The 18,201-nt window shown below is 62.6% G+C and carries 21 protein-coding genes and 1 tRNA gene; 14 read left to right on the top strand and 8 right to left on the bottom strand.

Annotation, left to right across the window (positions count from 1 at the left end):
* A partial coding sequence (locus JRN21_10430; protein ID MDG6989715.1) for a DEAD/DEAH box helicase occupies window positions 1-363 on the bottom strand: 363 nt, incomplete at its 3' end.
* 119 nt (window positions 364-482) lie between these two features.
* Between JRN21_10430 and JRN21_10425 the strand changes: the two genes are divergently transcribed.
* The 5 genes from JRN21_10425 to JRN21_10405 all read left to right on the top strand — a co-directional run bounded on the left by JRN21_10425 (window position 483) and on the right by JRN21_10405 (window position 3,080).
* Window positions 483-659 (top strand): hypothetical protein, encoded by a 177-nt coding sequence (locus JRN21_10425; protein ID MDG6989714.1) that lies wholly within the window; start codon window positions 483-485, stop codon window positions 657-659.
* Between the two features lie 14 nt (window positions 660-673).
* Window positions 674-1,981, top strand: a complete 1,308-nt coding sequence (locus JRN21_10420) for an MFS transporter (GenBank protein MDG6989713.1) — start codon at window positions 674-676, stop codon at window positions 1,979-1,981.
* A gap of 361 nt (window positions 1,982-2,342) precedes the next feature.
* Entirely contained in the window at window positions 2,343-2,609 is a 267-nt protein-coding gene (locus tag JRN21_10415) for a hypothetical protein (GenBank protein ID MDG6989712.1), read from the top strand.
* A gap of 55 nt (window positions 2,610-2,664) precedes the next feature.
* Complete coding sequence (locus JRN21_10410) at window positions 2,665-2,841, top strand: hypothetical protein (GenBank protein ID MDG6989711.1); 177 nt, start codon at window positions 2,665-2,667, stop codon at window positions 2,839-2,841.
* An 83-nt stretch (window positions 2,842-2,924) separates the two neighbouring features.
* Window positions 2,925-3,080, top strand: a complete 156-nt coding sequence (locus JRN21_10405) for a hypothetical protein (GenBank protein ID MDG6989710.1) — start codon at window positions 2,925-2,927, stop codon at window positions 3,078-3,080.
* Between the two features lie 187 nt (window positions 3,081-3,267).
* On the opposite strand, the gene JRN21_10400 is transcribed toward JRN21_10405, so the two are convergent.
* Window positions 3,268-3,378, bottom strand: a tRNA-Asp gene (locus tag JRN21_10400).
* Window positions 3,379-3,634: 256 nt separating this feature from the next.
* Between JRN21_10400 and JRN21_10395 the strand changes: the two genes are divergently transcribed.
* On the top strand, window positions 3,635-4,216 hold the full coding sequence (locus tag JRN21_10395; protein ID MDG6989709.1) for a DNA-3-methyladenine glycosylase I: 582 nt from the start codon (window positions 3,635-3,637) through the stop codon (window positions 4,214-4,216).
* On the opposite strand, the gene JRN21_10390 is transcribed toward JRN21_10395, so the two are convergent.
* Entirely contained in the window at window positions 4,213-5,103 is an 891-nt protein-coding gene (locus JRN21_10390; GenBank protein MDG6989708.1) for a dihydrodipicolinate synthase family protein, read from the bottom strand. The genes JRN21_10395 and JRN21_10390 overlap by 4 nt on opposite strands.
* Window positions 5,104-5,349: 246 nt before the next feature.
* On the opposite strand from JRN21_10390, the gene JRN21_10385 reads away from it, so the two are divergent.
* From JRN21_10385 to JRN21_10355, 7 genes are all read left to right on the top strand, one after another.
* Entirely contained in the window at window positions 5,350-6,009 is a 660-nt protein-coding gene (locus JRN21_10385; protein MDG6989707.1) for a hypothetical protein, read from the top strand.
* Window positions 5,996-6,280, top strand: coding sequence for a hypothetical protein (locus JRN21_10380; protein MDG6989706.1), 285 nt, complete (start codon window positions 5,996-5,998; stop codon window positions 6,278-6,280). The genes JRN21_10385 and JRN21_10380 overlap by 14 nt, the downstream gene beginning before the upstream one ends.
* Window positions 6,281-6,389: 109 nt before the next feature.
* Window positions 6,390-8,714, top strand: coding sequence for an NAD-dependent epimerase/dehydratase family protein (locus JRN21_10375; GenBank protein ID MDG6989705.1), 2,325 nt, complete (start codon window positions 6,390-6,392; stop codon window positions 8,712-8,714).
* Between the two features lie 4 nt (window positions 8,715-8,718).
* Window positions 8,719-9,822: a glycosyltransferase family 4 protein gene (locus tag JRN21_10370; protein MDG6989704.1), complete on the top strand. Its 1,104-nt coding sequence runs from the start codon at window positions 8,719-8,721 to the stop codon at window positions 9,820-9,822.
* Between the two features lie 12 nt (window positions 9,823-9,834).
* Window positions 9,835-11,037, top strand: coding sequence for an MFS transporter (locus JRN21_10365; protein MDG6989703.1), 1,203 nt, complete (start codon window positions 9,835-9,837; stop codon window positions 11,035-11,037).
* A 122-nt stretch (window positions 11,038-11,159) separates the two neighbouring features.
* Window positions 11,160-11,600: a hypothetical protein gene (locus JRN21_10360; protein ID MDG6989702.1), complete on the top strand. Its 441-nt coding sequence runs from the start codon at window positions 11,160-11,162 to the stop codon at window positions 11,598-11,600.
* A 111-nt stretch (window positions 11,601-11,711) separates the two neighbouring features.
* Window positions 11,712-13,040, top strand: coding sequence for a hypothetical protein (locus tag JRN21_10355; protein MDG6989701.1), 1,329 nt, complete (start codon window positions 11,712-11,714; stop codon window positions 13,038-13,040).
* 93 nt (window positions 13,041-13,133) lie between these two features.
* Here the strand turns inward: JRN21_10355 and JRN21_10350 are convergent, their stop codons facing one another.
* The 5 genes from JRN21_10350 to JRN21_10330 form a co-directional block, all read right to left on the bottom strand.
* Window positions 13,134-13,589 (bottom strand): Rieske 2Fe-2S domain-containing protein, encoded by a 456-nt coding sequence (locus tag JRN21_10350; GenBank protein ID MDG6989700.1) that lies wholly within the window; start codon window positions 13,587-13,589, stop codon window positions 13,134-13,136.
* A complete protein-coding gene (locus tag JRN21_10345) occupies window positions 13,590-14,072 on the bottom strand; it encodes a hypothetical protein (GenBank protein MDG6989699.1) in 483 nt (160 codons plus the stop codon).
* 14 nt (window positions 14,073-14,086) lie between these two features.
* Entirely contained in the window at window positions 14,087-14,308 is a 222-nt protein-coding gene (locus JRN21_10340) for a hypothetical protein (protein ID MDG6989698.1), read from the bottom strand.
* 209 nt (window positions 14,309-14,517) lie between these two features.
* Entirely contained in the window at window positions 14,518-15,234 is a 717-nt protein-coding gene (locus JRN21_10335; protein ID MDG6989697.1) for a hypothetical protein, read from the bottom strand.
* 101 nt (window positions 15,235-15,335) lie between these two features.
* Entirely contained in the window at window positions 15,336-15,500 is a 165-nt protein-coding gene (locus tag JRN21_10330) for a hypothetical protein (protein ID MDG6989696.1), read from the bottom strand.
* A 125-nt stretch (window positions 15,501-15,625) separates the two neighbouring features.
* Between JRN21_10330 and JRN21_10325 the strand changes: the two genes are divergently transcribed.
* Entirely contained in the window at window positions 15,626-18,199 is a 2,574-nt protein-coding gene (locus JRN21_10325) for an alpha-mannosidase (protein ID MDG6989695.1), read from the top strand.
* Window positions 18,200-18,201 lie beyond the last annotated feature (2 nt).

The raw sequence follows: 18,201 nt of genomic DNA, 5'->3' as shown, positions 1-18,201 counted from the left end.
GGCGCCCCTCCTTAGGGCGTCCAGCTGTACGTTCATCGACTGCCCCCCATAAACGGTCACCACCCTCACGGACGTGTAGGACCCGATCTTCTGGAGTTCGAGGGTTATCTGCACCGCGAGCTCCCTCGTGGGTGCGAGCACCAGAGCCTGGACGCGCCCCTGGGACGTGTCGACAGACTGCACTAGCGGGATGCCGAAGGCGAGGGTCTTGCCCGAGCCGGCCTTGGCCTGGCCTATGAGATTCCTCCTTTCCAGGAGCGGGCCTATTGCCTGGGCCTGGATGGGGAAGGGCCTTACGTAGCCTGAGGAGGCGACCCCCTTCCTTATGGCAGGGCTCAGGGGGAAAGACTCGAAGCCGCTCAACGGCGGGCACCATCTGAGTGATATTCTGACACTTTGCTGAGCGGCCCCGGCCCCCATATTTAAGACAGGGAAGCTCATTCAGCAGCGGATAAGAAGAGGGTGTGCGAGGGGGCGGCTCCATGGAGGAACCAGGTCGCCAGTCCAAGGGCCAGTACAAGGAGTGCCCCCAGTGCGGGGCCAAGATCAGGCTCTACCGGACCCCGCGAGGGCTCCGCTGTGGCGACTGCGTGAAGAAGATGGATTCTGCTGGACTAGGCTTCAGGCAGCAGGACCCGGCGTCGGGAAGCCGGGCGTAGAGACGACGCGAAGTTTGTCGTTTTCTTCGAGGTACGGGCTCGACGGGCTCAGAGGCCTACAGGGGGAGGCCTGGGCGCTCTTCGCCATCAGGACGCTGAACTCGTTCGGCTTCTCCATGGCCATGCCGTTCTTCGGCCTCTACCTCCTAGAGGTCAGAGGCATCAATCTGGCGGCCACAGGGGCGGTGTACTTTGCCGCAGGAGTCTTCACCCTGTTGAGCCGGCTAGTCGGCGGAAGGCTGACCGACGCCGCGGGGCCGAGGCGGGTGATGCTGGCCGGATACTACGCCTCGATCGTAGCTTCGGTCGTCCTGGGTTTCATGGTCCTGGACAACTCGCCCGCCATCTACTTCTTCGTCTCGTACCCTCTGTTCTCCTTCCTGAGGGGGCTCTCCCACCCCGCCACCGGGTCTATCATCGCAGGCCAGCCTGTCAACCAGATCCGGTCCGGCTACAACCTGCTGACCATAGGCGGGAACCTGGGTTTCGCCATCGGCCCTGCGCTGGGGGGGCCCATCACGGACGCGTACGGCTATGCGATCGTCTTCTTCATCAGCGCAGTCATGATCGTCCCGGTGATACTGCTCACGGCCTTCCGGATCTCTGGAGGGGTCAGGGCGTCGGAGGACGCCAGCGAGGGGCCGTCGCGGCGGCTGCTGTCGTGGAAGGAGGACAGGAACATCATCGGCTTCCTGTTCCTGGCGGCGGGCCTGTTCTTCGCCGTGGGGTACGAAATCCAACCCCTGGCCCTCTACGTGGCATACTTCCTGCACTTTACCAACACCGAGATAGGATACCTCTTCGCGACCAACGGGGGGGTCATCGTCCTCCTCCAGTTGCCGCTCATCAACATGGTCCAGAGGGCGAGGACCCTGGTGCTCCCCCTCCTCATCTCCCCGCTCCTGCTGGTCGCCAGCTTTTTGATGGCCGGGCTCTCCACCGGGTTCCTCCAGTATGAAGCGGTCATGGTCGTCCTGACGCTGGGGGAGGTCATGGCGACCGTCCCGTCGCAGACGGTGATGGCACTGTTCTCGAAGTCGGGGAACAGAGGGACCTACCAGGGGTACTACTACGCCGCGACCTCTTCGGGGAGGTCGACGGCCGCGGCGGTCGGGCCGGCCAGCTTCGAGCTGTTGTCATCCGCTCCGGCGTGGGGGTGGTATTCGCTGGCGGCGTTCGTCATGTTGATATTCTTAGGGTTCGTGCTGATCGGCCCGAGAATACAGCGCGACTACGAAAGCATGAGCGGCGGGAGAGTCACCGCCACCCCGGCGGGGCCGGAGACGCCACCATCTGCCAAGCTCGTGTCGTCACCAGCGTGAGGGACCTCCGTCAGGATGGCAAAGGAGAGGATGGAAGCGGGCTGCGCTGATCCATCGGGTCGAGACCTGCCCGGCAGATGTGGCCGGGCATGAATGTTTGGGCGACAACGCTCCAACCTGACACCACTAGGAAATATCCTATGAAGTGCTGTGATCGGTTCGGATTTGTCTTTTATGTTATGGTATGTCAAACAGCAGACGGCTGCACAAACCGAACGAAGCTGCCGAGCTCCTGAACGTGAGCAGGCAGACGATATGGGCCTGGATCACCAGGGGGAAAGATCAATGCCGTGGAGCTCCCTTCGGGACAGTACAGGATACCCGACTCGGAGATTGTGAGGACCCTACAGGGGGCGAGAGAGTGAGCGCAGAAGAGCGTGAAAAGTTGTACAGGACGAGGTGCGAGGAAGTCTTTTCGAGGGCCGCACAAGTAACTGTACCGATCAGAGCAGGGCACTTGGCCCTGATCGGGAGCTTGTGCGATGCTACGAACTCGAACCTAGAGTCTGTCCTGGCGCAAATGCTCGAGGATTCAATCGAGGCAGCCAAGGACCACTTCGAATACGACGCAACGAAGTTCCTTGAAGAGGAGTACCCCGGGTACGCCGCCACGAAGAAAGGTGTGTGAGGATGGCGACTGAAGACGGCTCGGGCTTCACCGTGAAGCTCGCGCTCCCAAGGAGGTGTACGACTTCATCAGGAGCCAGACAAAGCAATGGGGCAAGGCCGTTGAAGAATACGTCGACTTCCGTGTTCAACTCGACGTCGCGGCGACCCTGGTCGAACTGGCATGTGGTGAAAGGCAGACCCCTGACGAACTGGCCTTCGACCTCGGGGCTCTTTCATCTCGTTCCTCTTGATCGAGGTATCCACCCAGGCGACTTCCGGCGGGTGCTGCGTCTTCCTATCTCAGTTGCCATACCTCACGAACTTGTAGAACCTCTTGAGGATCTTCGTGTGGTCAGACTTCATGTCGGCCGTGTACTCGGGCGAGTGGATCTCCGCCACGAGCCTTTCGATGTCCTTCCTCGTGGCCGCTTTGAAGGTCCTTGAAGTGAGCCTCTTCCTGATATCGACGAAGGTCCACGTGGTCTTGTAAAGCCTAGCCGTGCTCAGTCCTTGCGCTTTCAGGTGGTCGAGGTAGGCCCTGATCAGCTTCCTGTCTTCCGGGTTCCCGATCAGGCTGTCGAGCCCCTTCAGGTACGAAGCGAGCTTCTTCCCGTAGAAGTGTATGTCCTCAGCCGTCCCACCATCTAAAAGGTGTAAGGGCGTTACCGCGCATGTGGTGGCGCCCTGGCCGGGACTTTCGTCTCAGCGATTTCGAACCCGGGTCGCTGCCGCTCTGCCGGCCCATAGCCGGTGACAGGGCAGCATACTGACCTCTATACGACCAGGGCACCTGAAAACGGGCTGGGTCACGGGGTGGTTTTAAGCTTCATACCCGTTCGAGGAAGTTGTCCCCTGAAGTAAGGGGCGCCGTGTGGTGCTTGTGGGTCGAGCCGCACCGCTCCAGATGCCTCTTGAACTTCTTGGCGCTGATCAACTTCCCGCACTTTGGGCAGACCGGCACGCCCGCAACCCCTCCGTGGCGGCGTATACGTCTTCCTTCGCTGACCAGAAGGGTTGAATCCGGGCACGGGAGGGTCTGGCGATGTGAAGCCTGTGAAGAGGTGTGGCTGGTCTTCGTTGGACATGCCGCTCCTCCAAGAGTACCACGACATGGAGTGGGGGATCCCCCTCCACGACGACCGGCTGCTGTTCGAGTTCCTTGTGCTCGAGGGGGCCCAGGCTGGCCTGAGCTGGTACACGATACTGAAGAAGCGGGAGAACTATAGGCGGGCCTTCGAAGGGTTCGACCCGAAGCGGGTGGCGAACTACGACCAACGGGCGGTCCGGAGTCTGCTGGCGGACCCGGGGATCGTCAGGAACCGCCTCAAGGTGAATGCCGCGGTGCAGAACGCGAAGGCGTTCGTCAATGTCCAGGAGGAGTTCGGGTCGTTCGACGAGTATGTCTGGAGGTTCGTCGGCGGAAAGCCGAAGGTCAACAGATGGCGCGCGCTCAAAGACATCCCGGCGGTTACTCCGGAGGCGCAGGCCATGAGCAAGGACCTGATGGCCAGGGGATTCAGGTTCGTGGGGCCGACCATATGCTACGCCCACATGCAGGCCACCGGGATGGTGAACGACCACGTCACAGGCTGCTTCAGGTACAAGGAGATTGCGGCCCTCTCTTAGAGGAGGCCCAGGGCCCTCAGGCCGTCGGTAATCCTCTTCGCCTCGACCTTATCCAGCGGGAGCAGCGGTCTCCTCGGGGACCCGCAGTCCATCCCACGCGCTCTGAGTATTTCGTAGTAGGCCGAGATCTGATTCTGTTTCACCAGTCCCTTGAACGCCCGGACCTGGTTCTGTGCGGCCAGGGCCGCGGCGTGGTCTCCCTTCCTCACCGCCGAGAACATCGACGCGAGGAGCTCGGGGAGGGCGCAGGCTCCCCCCGAAACCAGGCCGGAGGCGCCTGAGTTGATCGCGAAGAGCCCATACTCCTCGGTCCCGTTCATCACAGGGAAGCGGTCCGGGACCGCGTCCATCAGCTCCAGGAGGTGCAGGAAGTCCCGCGAAGAGTCCTTGAGCCCCGAGATGATACCTCTCTTTGCCAGCTCTGCGACCGTCTTCGCCTGGAGGTTGTTGCCGGTCAACTGAGGTATGTTGTAGGCCAGGACGGGCATATCCACAGCCTGGGCGAGCGCCTCGAAGTGCTTCGCCACGGCCCGGTCTCCGGGCCTGTAGTAGTAGGGGGTCAGACTTGCCACGGCGTATGCCCCGGCGTCTTCGGCGTGCTTCGCCAACTCGACCGCTGACGCGGTGTCTGCTGCCCCGACCTGGACCACGACCGGGACCTTCTTGCGCGCTGTGGCTATGACCGCCTCGGCCACCGACTTCCTCTCCTCGACCGTGAGCATCGGACCGAGCCCCGTGCTCCCGCAGGGGAAGATCCCGTCGGCCCCATTCGACAGCTGGAAGCGGACCAGCTTCGACAAGCGGTCCGTGTCCACCCGCCCTTCGTCGTCGAATGGGGTCAGAAGCGCCGTGAAGAGGCCCTTGACCTTGGAGGCTGACCTGGCCAACCGGTCCCTGGCCCTTGCCTGGCACGACTTATCCTTGGCGCCTGCCTGCCCGACTGTCCGGCGCGCCGCCCCGGGTGGCCCCCTTTCACCCAGCTGCGGCCAACCAGAAGCTGGGCGGAGATTCGTGGCCATTGAAAACCTATATCACCTCCTGCCAAAACTACTGCAAGGCGCTCTTTGAAAACAGGGCTCACACACCTGCAGTCATTCCACACGTCTGCCCCTTCGAAAGGAGGAACCTAGCAAGTGATTCACCCGTACTTCATCGAGAACTCCATCCTGAGCCTCTTCAGCGGCGTGGTGGCCCTCGCTGTCAGCTACTACGCGTTCAGGTACAGGAGGGTGACGGGCTCGAGCTTCCTCAGGCTCCTCAGCGTCGGGTTCATGCTGCTCGGGGTCGGTCTCCTGGTTCAGGGCTCGATATATCTCCTGGCCGAGTTCAACGTCGGCAGGTTCGTGGACAGGGAGGCCCTGGTTTACGGTGCCACGGGCGTCTATCTAGTCCTCCAGTCCGCAGCATACCTCCTTATCGGGACCGGGTATACCATCCGGGTCCAGAGAGGAGCATCCTCTGATGGGATGGGAACGGGTGCCGCGGTCCTAGCCGTGCAGGCGGCGCCGCTCCTCTTCGGCACACTGGTCCTCGACATCGGAGAACTGGTAATCCTCGTGCTCGTCTCATTCGTCGTCTTCCAGGGAGCCATGGCATACTCGGAGCTGAAGAACAGGCTGTCGCTCTATGTGTTGCTGGGCTTCGCGTTCATAGCGCTTTCCCACCTTGGCGAGCTGCTGGGGAGCCTGCTGGCCTCGGGAGACCTGTACCTCCTCGGCGGGACGGCGAACCTTGCAGGGTTCTGCCTTCTCCTCCTGTTCGTGGTCCGGAGTGGGAGAATTGGCTCAGTCTGAGAAGCAGAGGAGCACCATAAGGATCTATCTCGACATATTGAACGCGGCCGACGAAGAAGGCAACGCGAAGACGACCAGGCTGCTCCAGAGGGCGAACCTCCCTCACGACAGGCTCATGAAGCACCTGGCCGAACTCCAGAAGAGGGACCTCCTCACGGAGGTGAACAACGGTGGAAACCGATACTACACCATAACCCGCAAGGGGAGGGAATTCGTGAGCGAAGTGAGGCGCGCCCAGAGCTTCCTTTCCGCTTTCGGCGTGTCCATCTGAGGCGGTCCCTGCTGTCTGAACGTTGCGTTCATACGCAACGTTCTCTGCGAATATATACACCTCCGAGGAGGTTCCGCGAGTTGAGAGTCCTGCGAGGCGGGCCGTGCCGTTGAAGGACTCTGTCGTAGTCTTCGGCGGGGACGGCTACATCGGATGGCCCCTTTCCCTGCACCTCGCATGGCGCACCGAGAAGAACGTCGTGATAGTCGACAACCTGGTGACCCGGCGGCTGGTGGAGTCAGTTGGGTCGGACTCTCTGGTCCCCATTGGAAGCCCGTCCTCGCGGGTGGCGGCGTATCAGCGCGCTTCGGGGAAGGACAACCTGACTTTTGTCCGGGCGGACGCCAGGGATCCGAAGGAAGTGGACTGGGTGATCTCGAAGTACCAGCCCCAGAGCGTGGTACACCTCGCCCAGCAGCGGAGCGCGCCGTTCAGCATGATAGACCAGGAGCACGCGCTCTACACCGAGCTGAACAACGTAGCCACGAACCTGAACATAGTCTTCTCGATGACAAGACACGTCCCGGAGGCCCACCTCCTGAAGATGGGTTGCTACGACGAAGAAACAGAGGTTCTGACAAGGGATGGCTGGAAGCACTTCTTCGACCTGAAGTACGACGACGAGGTCTGTTGCCTTGATCCTCTGACTGAAGAGATACAATACCACAGGCCTTCGAATATCGTTGCCTACCAGTACTCCGGGCGGATGCTCAGAATCAAGACCCAAAACATCGACTTCCTGATAACACCAAATCATCGGGTGATTCACAGGTATACGGGGGCACAATATCGGAACAGAGCGGGACCCATTCGTGTAGGAACCTCTGAAGAGGTATTCGGAAAGAACTTCTCGGTGCCAAAGTCAGGGGTCTGGATGCAGCCCGACGTAGATGTCTTTGAACTCCCGGCCATGCAGGTGAGGAGCTACTATGGACATAGCAGGCTGGCCCAGTCCCAAGCGTTCAGGATGGACAACTGGTTGAGATTCTTTGGCTGGTTCATAGCCGAGGGCACCGTACGACGCAGAGGCGGCGAACCCACGGCGACCTACACCTATCAGGAGAAGGGCTCTTGGAAGGCCGATGCGGCAAGGGATGCTGTCAATGGACTGGGGTTGAACGCCACAGAATCCGAAGAGACAGACCGGCGACGTGGGACCGTCATGCTCAATCTTGAAATCTCTGATAACCACCTTGCCAACTATCTTTCTCGTTTCGGGGACTCCTCCAAGAAATATATCCCGGTTGCGCTCAAGAACGTGAGCAAGAGGCAGCTCCGAATACTCTTCGATGCCCTCATGCTAGGCGACGGTCATGTCTGGAAGAAGACAGGGTCGATGTATTACTACAGCAAGTCGATGCGCCTGCTCTCGGATGTCCAGGAGATAGCAACCAAACTGGGCTATGGTGCCACCATTTGTGAACATCGGCGCAAAGGGCCAAGCGAGTATTACCTCAGCATTTCGAGGCACCCCAACGCGAAGGCTCGCAGGCGAAGCCAAGCCTGGGAGCCTTACAACGGCCTCGTCTACTGCTGCACTGTTCCCACCGGAGTGATACTGGTAAGGCGAAGAGGAAAGTCAGCCTTCAGTGGAAACACCATGGGGGAGTACGGGACGCCGAACATCGAGATCACTGAGGGCCCGGTGGAGATCCGGAGGAACGGGCGAAGGCACAGGGCGATGTTCCCCAGGGCCGCGGGGAGCTGGTACCACCTGAGCAAGGTGTTCGACACGTTCAACGTGATGCTGGCCAACAAGATACACGGCCTCAGGGCGACCGACGTGATGCAGGGGGTGGTCTACGGGAGCCAGACAGGTGAGATCGTCGACGAGTCGCTTGCCACGCGGTTCGACCTGGACTCTGTCTGGGGGACGGTCATCAACAAGTACGTGGCCCAGGCCGTTGTCTACAACAGCCTCCTCATCTACGGCAAGGGGAGGCAGACCAGAGGATACCTGTCGCTTTACGACAGCATAAAGTGCCTGTCGCTGCTGCTCGACAACCCTCCGGCCGAGGGCGACTACAGGGTCGTCAACCAGATAGACGAGACCTTCGACACGGTGCAGCTGGCGGAGAAGGTGAAGGCCATCGCCGAAGAGTTCGGCTACAGAGTCGGCTTCGAGAAGGTCAGGAACCCCCGGGTCGAGAGCGAGGCGCACTACTACAAGGTGCAGCACAAGGTCCTCCCGTCGTTGGGATTCTCGAGGACCAAGCAAATCGACGACGTCATCAGGGAGATGTTCCAAGTGGTGGTGAAGTACAAGCCGCGGGCAATGAAGATGAAGACCTTGCTTGCTCCTTCGGTGGCCTGGGGCGGGCGAAAGAAGGTCACCTCGGACGGTTTCCAGCTGCCCAGGGACCTCACGGGCTGGCCCGCATCCATGGAGCTGATAGAACTGGCTAAAGACCAGGCCGCCAAGGTCCCATCGTAGGCGCTTGGAGAGGACACCCCAGAGGGCCGCCGGGGAGCGGCCGAGAGGTCCGGCCCGCGACTTGAACTGCCTCGTTGTTGCCCCCACAGACCCCCTCACTGGCGGGCCGAGGACGGGGGCGCTGAGAAGGCTCCTGAACCCGCCCCCGGGGGTGAGGTACAAGCTGGCGACCGACCGGCTGAGATACCCGAAGCGGGCCGCCAGCTACGAGTTCAACCCCGCGAACGTCGCCCTGGTGGCGGCGCGCTTCGCGCTCGAGCATATCATCCCCATAGACCAGAAGGGGGCGGCCGTCGTACATTCGTTCTTCTGGGATGTCAGGAAATTCGACCGCCGCTGGGTCCACGAAAGCGACCAGTCATTCGGCCAGTTCATGCTGGGGTACAACAACATCGGAGGGACGGTCAGGCGCCTGGCCAACGAGGGGTTCTCGTCGTACCTGAACTCGAGGTGGTGCGCCGGGGCGGTTACATGGTCCGAGTGGGCGAAGCGGGGCTTTGCCGAGGACGGAGTCGACCCCTCGAAGGTCTTTGTGATCCCTCCCCCCTTCGAGGCCCTCGACTCTGGTAGGGAGCACCGGGGGTGCAACTTCCTCTACATCGGGAGGGAGTTCCGGAGGAAGGGAGGAGACGCCACCCTCCGCGCGTTCAGGTCTCTGAAAGGAGGCTCCGGGTGCAGGCTGGTGTTCGTCGGCCCCCTCGGGACGGCCGAGTCGAGAGGGATCGTCAGGTCTGACCCGCGGGTCGGCCAGTCCGACAGCCTCCCCGGAGGCACCCTGCAGAGCGAGGTCTGGCCGGTCACGGACGTCTTCGTGCTCCCCACGAGGGCGGACGCGTTCGCCCTGGCCGTAGTAGACGCCATGAGGAGAGGGATCCCTGTCGTGGCTACCAGGATACCCGCTATCGCCGAGGTGGTCCAGGACGGCGTCTCAGGGCTCCTCTCCGAGGTAGGGGACGAAGAGGGTCTGAGAGACAACATGCAGAGGCTGGCAGACGACTCCGAGGCGCGGCTGAGGATGGGAAGGAACGCGAAGGCGCGGGCGGGGTCGCTCTTCTCCCCGGAGAAGGTCGGCCGGGCGCTCAGAGAGGTGTACCGCCTCGGGGAGTGAGTGCAGGGCCCGTTGACCGCCCCGAGCCAGAGCTACATGCGGCCAGGGTTCGTCATCGCTCTTGTCCTGCGGCTCCTGACATCGTCCCTGGCGATACTTGTCCCGCTGTACGCCATCTCCCTGGGCGCGAGCCCTTCTGAGGCGGGCGTGTTCGTGGTCGTCCTGTGGCTCGGGAACGGGGTCGGGGCCGCCGCGGCCACTCTTGCAATAAGAAACCAGTCAGCCTCATCGACGGCGGGATTCGCCATCCTGGGCGCGTCGATGCTCACACTGGGGGCGAGGGTTCCCAGTATCCCCCTCCTACTCGGGGTCCTGGCGTCTGGCGTAGGGATGGGGCTCCCGCAGCCGTTTCTCTCTGCGGTCATGCACCTGGACTCGGCCCCTGAGCGGCCATTCACCGGCCTCGGGGTGTACTCCACGGCTCTGGGGGCGGGGCTGGTCCTCGGCCCGCTGGTGGCCTACGGAGTGCATGGCGTCTATGGCTTCTCGGGGGTCTTTGAAGCACTGGCCGTCGTCTCAGCCCTGGGAGCCGTCGGGGCCTTGGCAGGGAGGGGCGGCCTAGCGGGTCGCCCGAGACCGCCGGTCCCCTCGGTGGTCGGCTGGGCCAGAGCCCTGGCGAAGCCAAGCGTCAGACGCGCCCTCGCAGTGAACCTGCTGTACTCGCTCCTCCTCCCAGTCTTCCTGTCCTACGGCGGAGTATACGCCGAAGCAAGGTTCGGCTTCTCGCCTGGGGAAGCGTTCCTCCTCTTCACCCTGGTGTTCCTGGTGTCGGCGGCCGCCCGCTACTCCTCCATGGGGAGGAACATGGACCCCTGGAAGGTGCTCCTGGCCTCAGTCGGTTTCCTAGTGGTCTCGGCGCTCTGCGTCGGGCTCGCCCCCTCCTGGCCGGTCTTCGTCGCCGGGATGCTCCTCTTCAGCGTGCCTCATGCGATGGTCTTCCCAGTCGCCAACTTCCTCGCGTTCAGGTCCGTCGATGCAGAGGACGTCACCAACGTCAGCTATGCCTTCCAGGCTTCGTCCGGGGTGGCCGAGGTACTTTCGCCTGTCGTGGCGGTGGCCCTGATACCAGTCGCTGGGCTCCAGGGGGTCTTCTCGATCGGGGGCGCGGTCGCCTGCGTGGCCTTCGTGCTCACCGCGCGACGGTTTGTCGCGCCCCCATCGGCACTGCGGGGATCCAGCGGGCCCCAGGACGCCCTCCCGCCGGGAGGCGCGTAACCGCCTCGGGCCGTCGGCTTCTCAGACGACGAAGAGGAGCCGCGGATGGCCGAAAGCCAGCGCTTTGACGCGCCCAAAGCTTCAACGTTAAATCGCAGCTGCGTCGGGGAATCGTCGTAGGTTTGAGCAAACAGGTGTCCGGTTCAGGTCTGGAGGTGAGGGGGAACACCCTGCGGGTGTACCTGTACGTCCTCCAGCACGGCCCGTGCGAGCTCAAAGACGTGCAGTCCAGCCTGGGGTTTTCCACCGCGTCCCTCGCATCCTACCATCTCAGGCGCCTGATGGACGGAGGATATGCCACCCAGGACAGCTATGGGAGGTATCTGGCGTCGAAGGACGCTACGGGGGAAATCCTTGAAGGGTATGTGAAGGTGGGTGCCGTGGTCGTCCCCCAGCTCCTATTCGTCTCTGTCCTGTTCACCCTGCTGGTAGGCTACTTCTCGATCATGGCTTACGGCTCGGCGTCCTACGTCCCCCTGCTGATCGCCTCATCCCTCGCATTGGTGGCTGTGGCATGGTATGAGACGGCCAGGGTGTGGCGGCGGCTCGCTTCATGGAAGTGAGCCCCTTGGACCGTGGAGCGGGCGTTCAAGCCCCTTGAAAGGCCGTCTGGGTCCCCTTGGCTAGGCTTCAATGGCCTAGCAATATCCGGGCGCCCCAGGTAGGGCAGCCCGATGTCCGTAAGAAAACAAACAATAAAGTACACAGCGGCCGCCGTTGCGGTCGCAGCAGTCATCATAGTCTCATCGACGCTCTACCTGGGCGTCAACTTTGGCACACCAACCACCACCGGTGCTTCGGGAGCCCAGGGCGGCACTTCCGCCCAGTTGGCTATCCAGCTCACCGACCCGCCGACCGTCCCCAAGGGGACGACTTCCCTCAACCTGACCTACACCTCCATAGGCCTGCTGGTAGGCAAGCCCGCGTCGAGCGGCCAGCAGGTCATCACCACAGTGTCGATGACCCCCCAGGGCGGGAAGGCGACCATCGACCTGCTCAGCCTTCAGAACATCTCGCAGACCATCGCTCTGGCGAAGCTTCCCAACGCCTCCACCATCTACTCGTTCACCCTCAACGTGAGCAGCATCGAGATCGATGTCAATGGGACCACCTCCGCCGTCACCCTTGCCACCGGCGGGAGCACCTTGACGGTCACCTTGGCCAGGCCAACGCCCCTCTCCGGGAACAGAGTAGCATTGCTTCAGCTGAACCCGGTGATAGTCAGCACCTCCACAGGCTACCAGATGATCCCGTCCTCGGTGGGCATCATCGCGGCAGGGACTTCGAACGGCAACGAAGACCAGATAGGGTTCAGGCAGCACATCGACTCGCAGGACCAGAGCCAGCTCCAGCACGCCCAGGGCAACCTGAGCGCAAAGCTCAGCGCTCTGTCTGTCAACCAGAACGTGACCACCATCTCAGTCCAGGTCAACAACACCGGCAGCATTTCCGTGGTCCTCGGCGCGATCGGGGTCCAGGGCAACTTCACGGCCACCGGGCTCTCCTGCACGCAGAACAACGGAAACTCCAACAGCGGCCCCTCCCAAGATGGAGGGAGCTCAGATTCCTCGAATTCCACCACTCAAAGCACCACCACCCAGAGCCATAGCTCGAACGGCAACGCCAATTCAGTCAGCCAGAGCCGCGACAGCCGCCAAGGGAATGGCTGTGAGTTCGAGAGGCCGGACCAGCTGGTTTTCGTCCCCGTCAACTCCACAGTATCCGGCACCGGGTGCGTCGCGCTGAAGATGCAACTGGTCTCCGGCGACTCCGGCGAGAACGGGCCCCACGGCCTGACACTCTCGGCCGGCCAGTGTGTGGTCCTGACCTTCGTCGGCAAGATCTCGCTCGGCCAGTCTGGAGCCGTCCTAGTGCCGTCCGTCCTCTCCGGCCAGGTCTACGCGGTCCATGTCATCGCGTCCCAGGGAGCCGACGCACAGCTGTCGTGCGCCCTTCCAGTCGCTCCAACAAGCTGCAGCGTACTTCACACGTCAGAAGACTAAGTGGCTCGTGGGTTCACCACGGGTCACTCCTCCGTTTTTTGTGGCGACTCTGTACTTGATCTCTTCTGTTCTAGAGGCGCCTGAGAGACCGTTTTACTGGGCCACGTAGACGTCTCCGCCCTGGATCTGCACTGCCAGTTCGGGGAGCGGAGTCGGCGGCGGACCCCCGAGAACGCTCCCGTTCACCGGGCTGAACGAGCCCGAGTGGCAAGGGCAGAAGATCTCGGACACAGTGAACTGAACCGTGCATCCGGCGTGGGTGCAGACGGCGCTGAAGGCCCTCCACTGGCCGGCATAGTCGACCAGTATGCAAAGTCCCTTGGTTGGGTGATTGAAGTAAGCGAAGGTCTTCCCTGCCAGTCCCGACAGGGGTGCCACGTAGAGCATCCCCGCGGGGGCCTGCGTGGCCTGGGCCTGGCCCCCGGACGTGATGACTGAGACAGGCTGAGACTGGCCTAGCTTGGCCAGCGCCTCAAAGAGGGAGACCGCACTGACGGCCCCGAAGACTGCTACCAAGGCGGCCCTGCGGAAGAATTCCCTCCTGTCCATTCACTTTCTCCTCGGGGCTCCGAGTAGCTTCCTGGCATGATAAGCGGCGTTGGCCAACGCGGCCACAGATGCCGATCCCAGGGCAGCCAGGGACGCCAGAAGGGGGAAGTCGGTCCCAGACGCCGCTGCGTGGGCTGTGACCAGGCAGACGAGGGCGACGGCCAAGCCCCCGTGGAGGAAGAAGGAGTCCCTGTTCCTCTCGAGGAATCCGACCCCGGTCATCCAGAGGGCCAGGCCCAGGGCCACGGCCGCGTAACCCAGGTCCACCGGCACCGCGTCGGGAGGGAGGAAGAGGACATACACATGACCGGCGATTGATAGGGCTGCCAGCAGGGAGACCGCCACGTGTATGGACCTGAGCCTGTCAGCCCCTCCCACCGTCCTGACTAGCTTGGCCCTGAAGGCCATTATCATCGCGGAGGCGCCCGTGAACCCTAAGGCAGAGAATCCGAAGGCTTCACCTAGTATCAGGGGCCCGTTCAACGCGAGCCCCAGGCCTAGCTGTCGCCCCCGCCGCCGCCGTCGCCCCCGCCGCTCTGGGTGGGAGGTGGCTGGGTCAGGAGGCCACCGGTCGAGCCGCTCGTGTTTGTGACACCCGGGCTGGATCCGGACGGACTCTGTGCTGGCGCGGCGCTATTCGGGTGGACGAAGATGCTGAGCGCCAGGAAGCAGGCGATGGCCAGGAGGGCCGCCATGGACACCACCGAAAGCTTCTGCATGAGGGCACCTGGTTAATCTCTGAGTTACTTATTGCAACACGGTTGAAGCCCCGGGCATCTCTCCTTCAACCCCCTTGAAGGGGCAAACCCAGAAGCAGGAGGCGCCCCGCGGAGGCCGAAGACACGCCAGGTCCTGAGGGCACCCGCTGCAGGAGCCCTGGAACTTGGAGTTTAGCCAGGGACTGAGAGCGCGGCGCTGGAAGGGCGCGTCAGCTGGAGAAGCTGTCTTCCCCCAGGGGCGACGCCCTCCTGTAGAAGACGTCCCCGCTCGGGTCCGGCAGGCGGACCAAGAGCTTCTGCGCGGAAAGGCGGTCGCAGGCCGCCTGGACTTGGTCTGGGTCCAGATCGACCTTGTACTCGTCCTCCACAGACTCCTCAATCTCCAGCGTCCCCTTCTCCTGCATGTCCGCCAGCACGTGCATCACCTTGCCCTCGAGCGTGGCGGCTGAAGGGGGTGGAGGCAGAGACACCAGGACCCTGGTCCCGCTCCTCATCCCCTCGATGGCAGAGGCCCAGTCGCTCAGATCCGTCCTTCTCCTTCCGGTGAGCGTCTCGGTGAACACGACGTCGTGCGCTCCACCCTCGTCCCTCCACGAGACCCGAAGGCTCGGCCGCCCGAGCCCCCCCTTGTGACCCTTCACCGAGGCCGAGTCAAGCGGGATGAACACGTTCGGAGCCTTGTTGGGGATATCACCCAGACCCTCCACCTCGGAGTAGAGGAGGAGGTGCTCGGCGAAGTACCCCACGGGGAGCTCCTCGCCCTTGTCGTCGGTGCACACGAATATCAGCCGCCTGTTGGTGAGGACTAGCGTGCCTTCCTTCACACCTCCCCCGAACTCAGCCTCCAACCCCTTCGAAACGCCCCCGGTCCGCATCTCGGTTCCCTGCTCCTGGGCAAGGATCACTTCGGGCTGTCCGTTGCTCATGAGAACAGCATGCTGACCTGAGGTGATAAGGGTTCTGCGGACGCGGAGGCCAGTGCCCTGACGACCCAGTCCCGGCGGAGCAAGCTCGCCAGGCTCTATCGTCACTGGCGGCCGAAGCCACAGAGGCACTCGGCGCAGGTGGTCATCTTTCCGCAGGCGCTGCACTTCTCGAACGAGTGGTAGTGCTCGTCGAAGCCCCTGCTCTGCGGACACTCCAGGTGGTCCCTGCAGGCGTACATGGCGCGCTCGGAGCAGCGCCCCTTCATTAACCTACGACCGGCCACATGAGCCGCCGGAGCGCGTAGGCTGGGGGCAAGGGTGCCAGGCGCAGGGCTCGGCCACAGGTCCGTTTATCTGGCTCCGCCGGCGCACAGAGCGCGCGGAGGGAGGGTTGGCGAGCCAGAAGAAGCTGCCAGGGAAGGTCCATCTCCTGGGGCACAGCCACTTGGACGCGGCCTGGCTCTGGTCGTTCGATGAAACGAAGAGGGCCCTGGGCGACGGGTGTGAGAGCGTCCTGGGGCTGATGGAGAAGTACTCCTTGACGTTCTGCCAAAGCAGCGCCCAGTACTACAAGTGGCTGGAGGAGGAGCGTCCCGAGGCCTTCGAGAGGGTGAGGAAGAGGGTAAGGGAGGGGACATGGGAGATCGTCGGCGGGACCTGGGTCGAGTCGGACGGCAACATGCCGTCGGGAGAGTCCCTGGTGCGCCAGTACCTCCTAGGCAAAATGTACTTCAAGGAGAAGTTCGGGGTCGACGTGAAGGTGGCCTGGTACCCGGACTCCTTCGGGTTCCCCTGGACGCTCCCCCAGATAATGCGCAAGTCAGGGATGGAGTTCTTCCTCACGCAGAAGCTGAACTGGAATGACACCATAGCATTCCCCCACTACTTCTTTCGATGGACCTCCCCCGACGGCTCTTCGATACTGGCCCACGAGATGGTCGGGGCCTACGACGAGAAGGTGGAGGATGAGAGGATGCTCGAGCAACTGAAGCGCCTGAAGGCTCGCCACCGAATCGACGACCTCCTGGTCCTCTTCGGCGAAGGCGACCACGGTGGCGGGGTGAGCGACGAGATGGCGCGGAGGGCGATGAAGCTCGTCCGCGGGGAGGGACCGGTCATGGGGGCTTTCACCACCGCGATGGACTACCTGAAGGAGGTGGCCGGAGACAGGCTCCCCGAGGTCGCCGACGAGCTCTACTTCCAATTCCACAGGGGGACATACACCACTCAAGCCAGGACAAAACGGAACAACAGGAAGGCGGAGTGCGCCCTGGAGGTCGCCGAGAAGTTCGCGACGCTGGCGCACCTGTTCGGCCGTGCATACCCAGCCGACGAGCTCAAAGAGGCCTGGGAGAAGCTCCTCCTGAACCAGTTCCATGACGTCCTCCCCGGCTCCTCCGTCCCGGAAGTCTATGTTGACTCTCAGAAGGACTTCGACCGGATATTCTCCATCGCTGACCGCGTTGTCTCAGGGTCGCTGAGGGCCATAGCCGGCGAGGCCGACACGAGAGGGGCGGGGCGGTCTATCCTCGTGTTCAATCCGCTGTCGTGGAGCAGGGGCGGCATAGTCGAGGTTCCGGAGTCCGTGCTTGGGGACGGAGGCGCGGTGATGGGTGCGAAGGGCGAGGTAATCGCGTCTCAGAAGGCCGGACCCGGGAGGCGCATATTCAGAGCCGACGACGTCCCCCCAATCGGGTACAAGGAATACAGGATAGTGCGGGAGCGAGGTAGGAAGCAAAGGAGGACATCCCTTTCAGTCAAGGGGAGCAGAGATGAGATTAGGCTTGAGAACAAGTTCCTATTCGTAACGATAGACAGGACGACAGGCCTGGTCAGTCGCATCCATGACAAGGCTGCACACAGGGAGGTCCTGAAAGACTCGGGAGGCGTGGTCCAGATCTTCGAGGACTATCCCGTCAAGGGGAGGTCCTGCGTCAACTCGCGGACTGATGCGGCGATCTTCGACGCCTGGGAGGTCTTCATCTACCAACAGGAAGGCGGGGTGAAGTCCGTCGAGCTGCGCTCGCCGGTGAAGGTGGATCTGGTCGAGAGCGGTCCGGTCAGGGCGCGCGTCAGGTCACGGTACAGGTACGTCCAGGAGGGTCGGGAGGATTCGTGGTTCGTCCAGGAAATCTCCCTCTATGCGGGCTCGCCCCTGGTCGAATTCGAGCTCGTAGCGGACTGGCATGCGGAGCATAGGCTAGCGAAGGTGGCGTTCCCGCTGGACGTCCACGGCGACTTCACGACGTATGAAATCCCATACGGCCACATCACGCGGAGGAATCCGGTCTCTCCCGGCGCCACTCTCGCGGAGAGGTCGAAGTACGAGGCGCCCGGCCAGAAGTGGATAGACCACCCTTCGGAAGACGGGACCTATGGAGTGGGCCTCCTGAACGACTGCAAGTATGGCTTCGACGTCGCGAACGACGTCATGCGGATTACCCTCCTCAGGAGCGCCGAGTACCCGTTCAGGCTCCGGGCTGGCTTCGGTCTCCCGCCGGTCGAGGGGTCCGAGGGTCAGGTGACTGACCAGGGGAGCCACGAGGCTGCCTACGCTCTCTATCCTCACGCCTCGGACTTCAACAGGGCCGCCGTAGCCAGGAAGGCCTACGAGTTCAACTATCCTCTGACGCCCGTGCTGGAACCAGGCCACGGCGGGAGGCTGCCGAAGGAGATGTCCTTCGTCTCTGCCGATCCAGGCAACGTAATCTTGACCGTCTTCAAGAAGGCAGAAGGCTCCGACGACGTCGTCCTGCGCCTCTACGAGACGTCTGGGAAGGCAGCCAGCGCGACGGTCAAACTTGCATGGACCCCTCTTACGGCGACGGCTACCGACCTCTTGGAGGCTGCAGGAAGGAGGCTCCGCCCGTCGGGGAGGCGGTTAGAATTCGAGATCGCAGGCAGCGAGATTGCGACCATGAAGGCGGAACTCGCGCCGCGACTGGAGAGAGCGAAGCGGCGCTGAGC

The sequence above is a fragment of the Nitrososphaerota archaeon genome (assembly GCA_029785825.1).
GTDB lineage: Archaea > Thermoproteota > Nitrososphaeria > Nitrososphaerales > Gagatemarchaeaceae > UBA183.
This window is presented reverse-complemented; position numbering and strand designations above follow the sequence as displayed.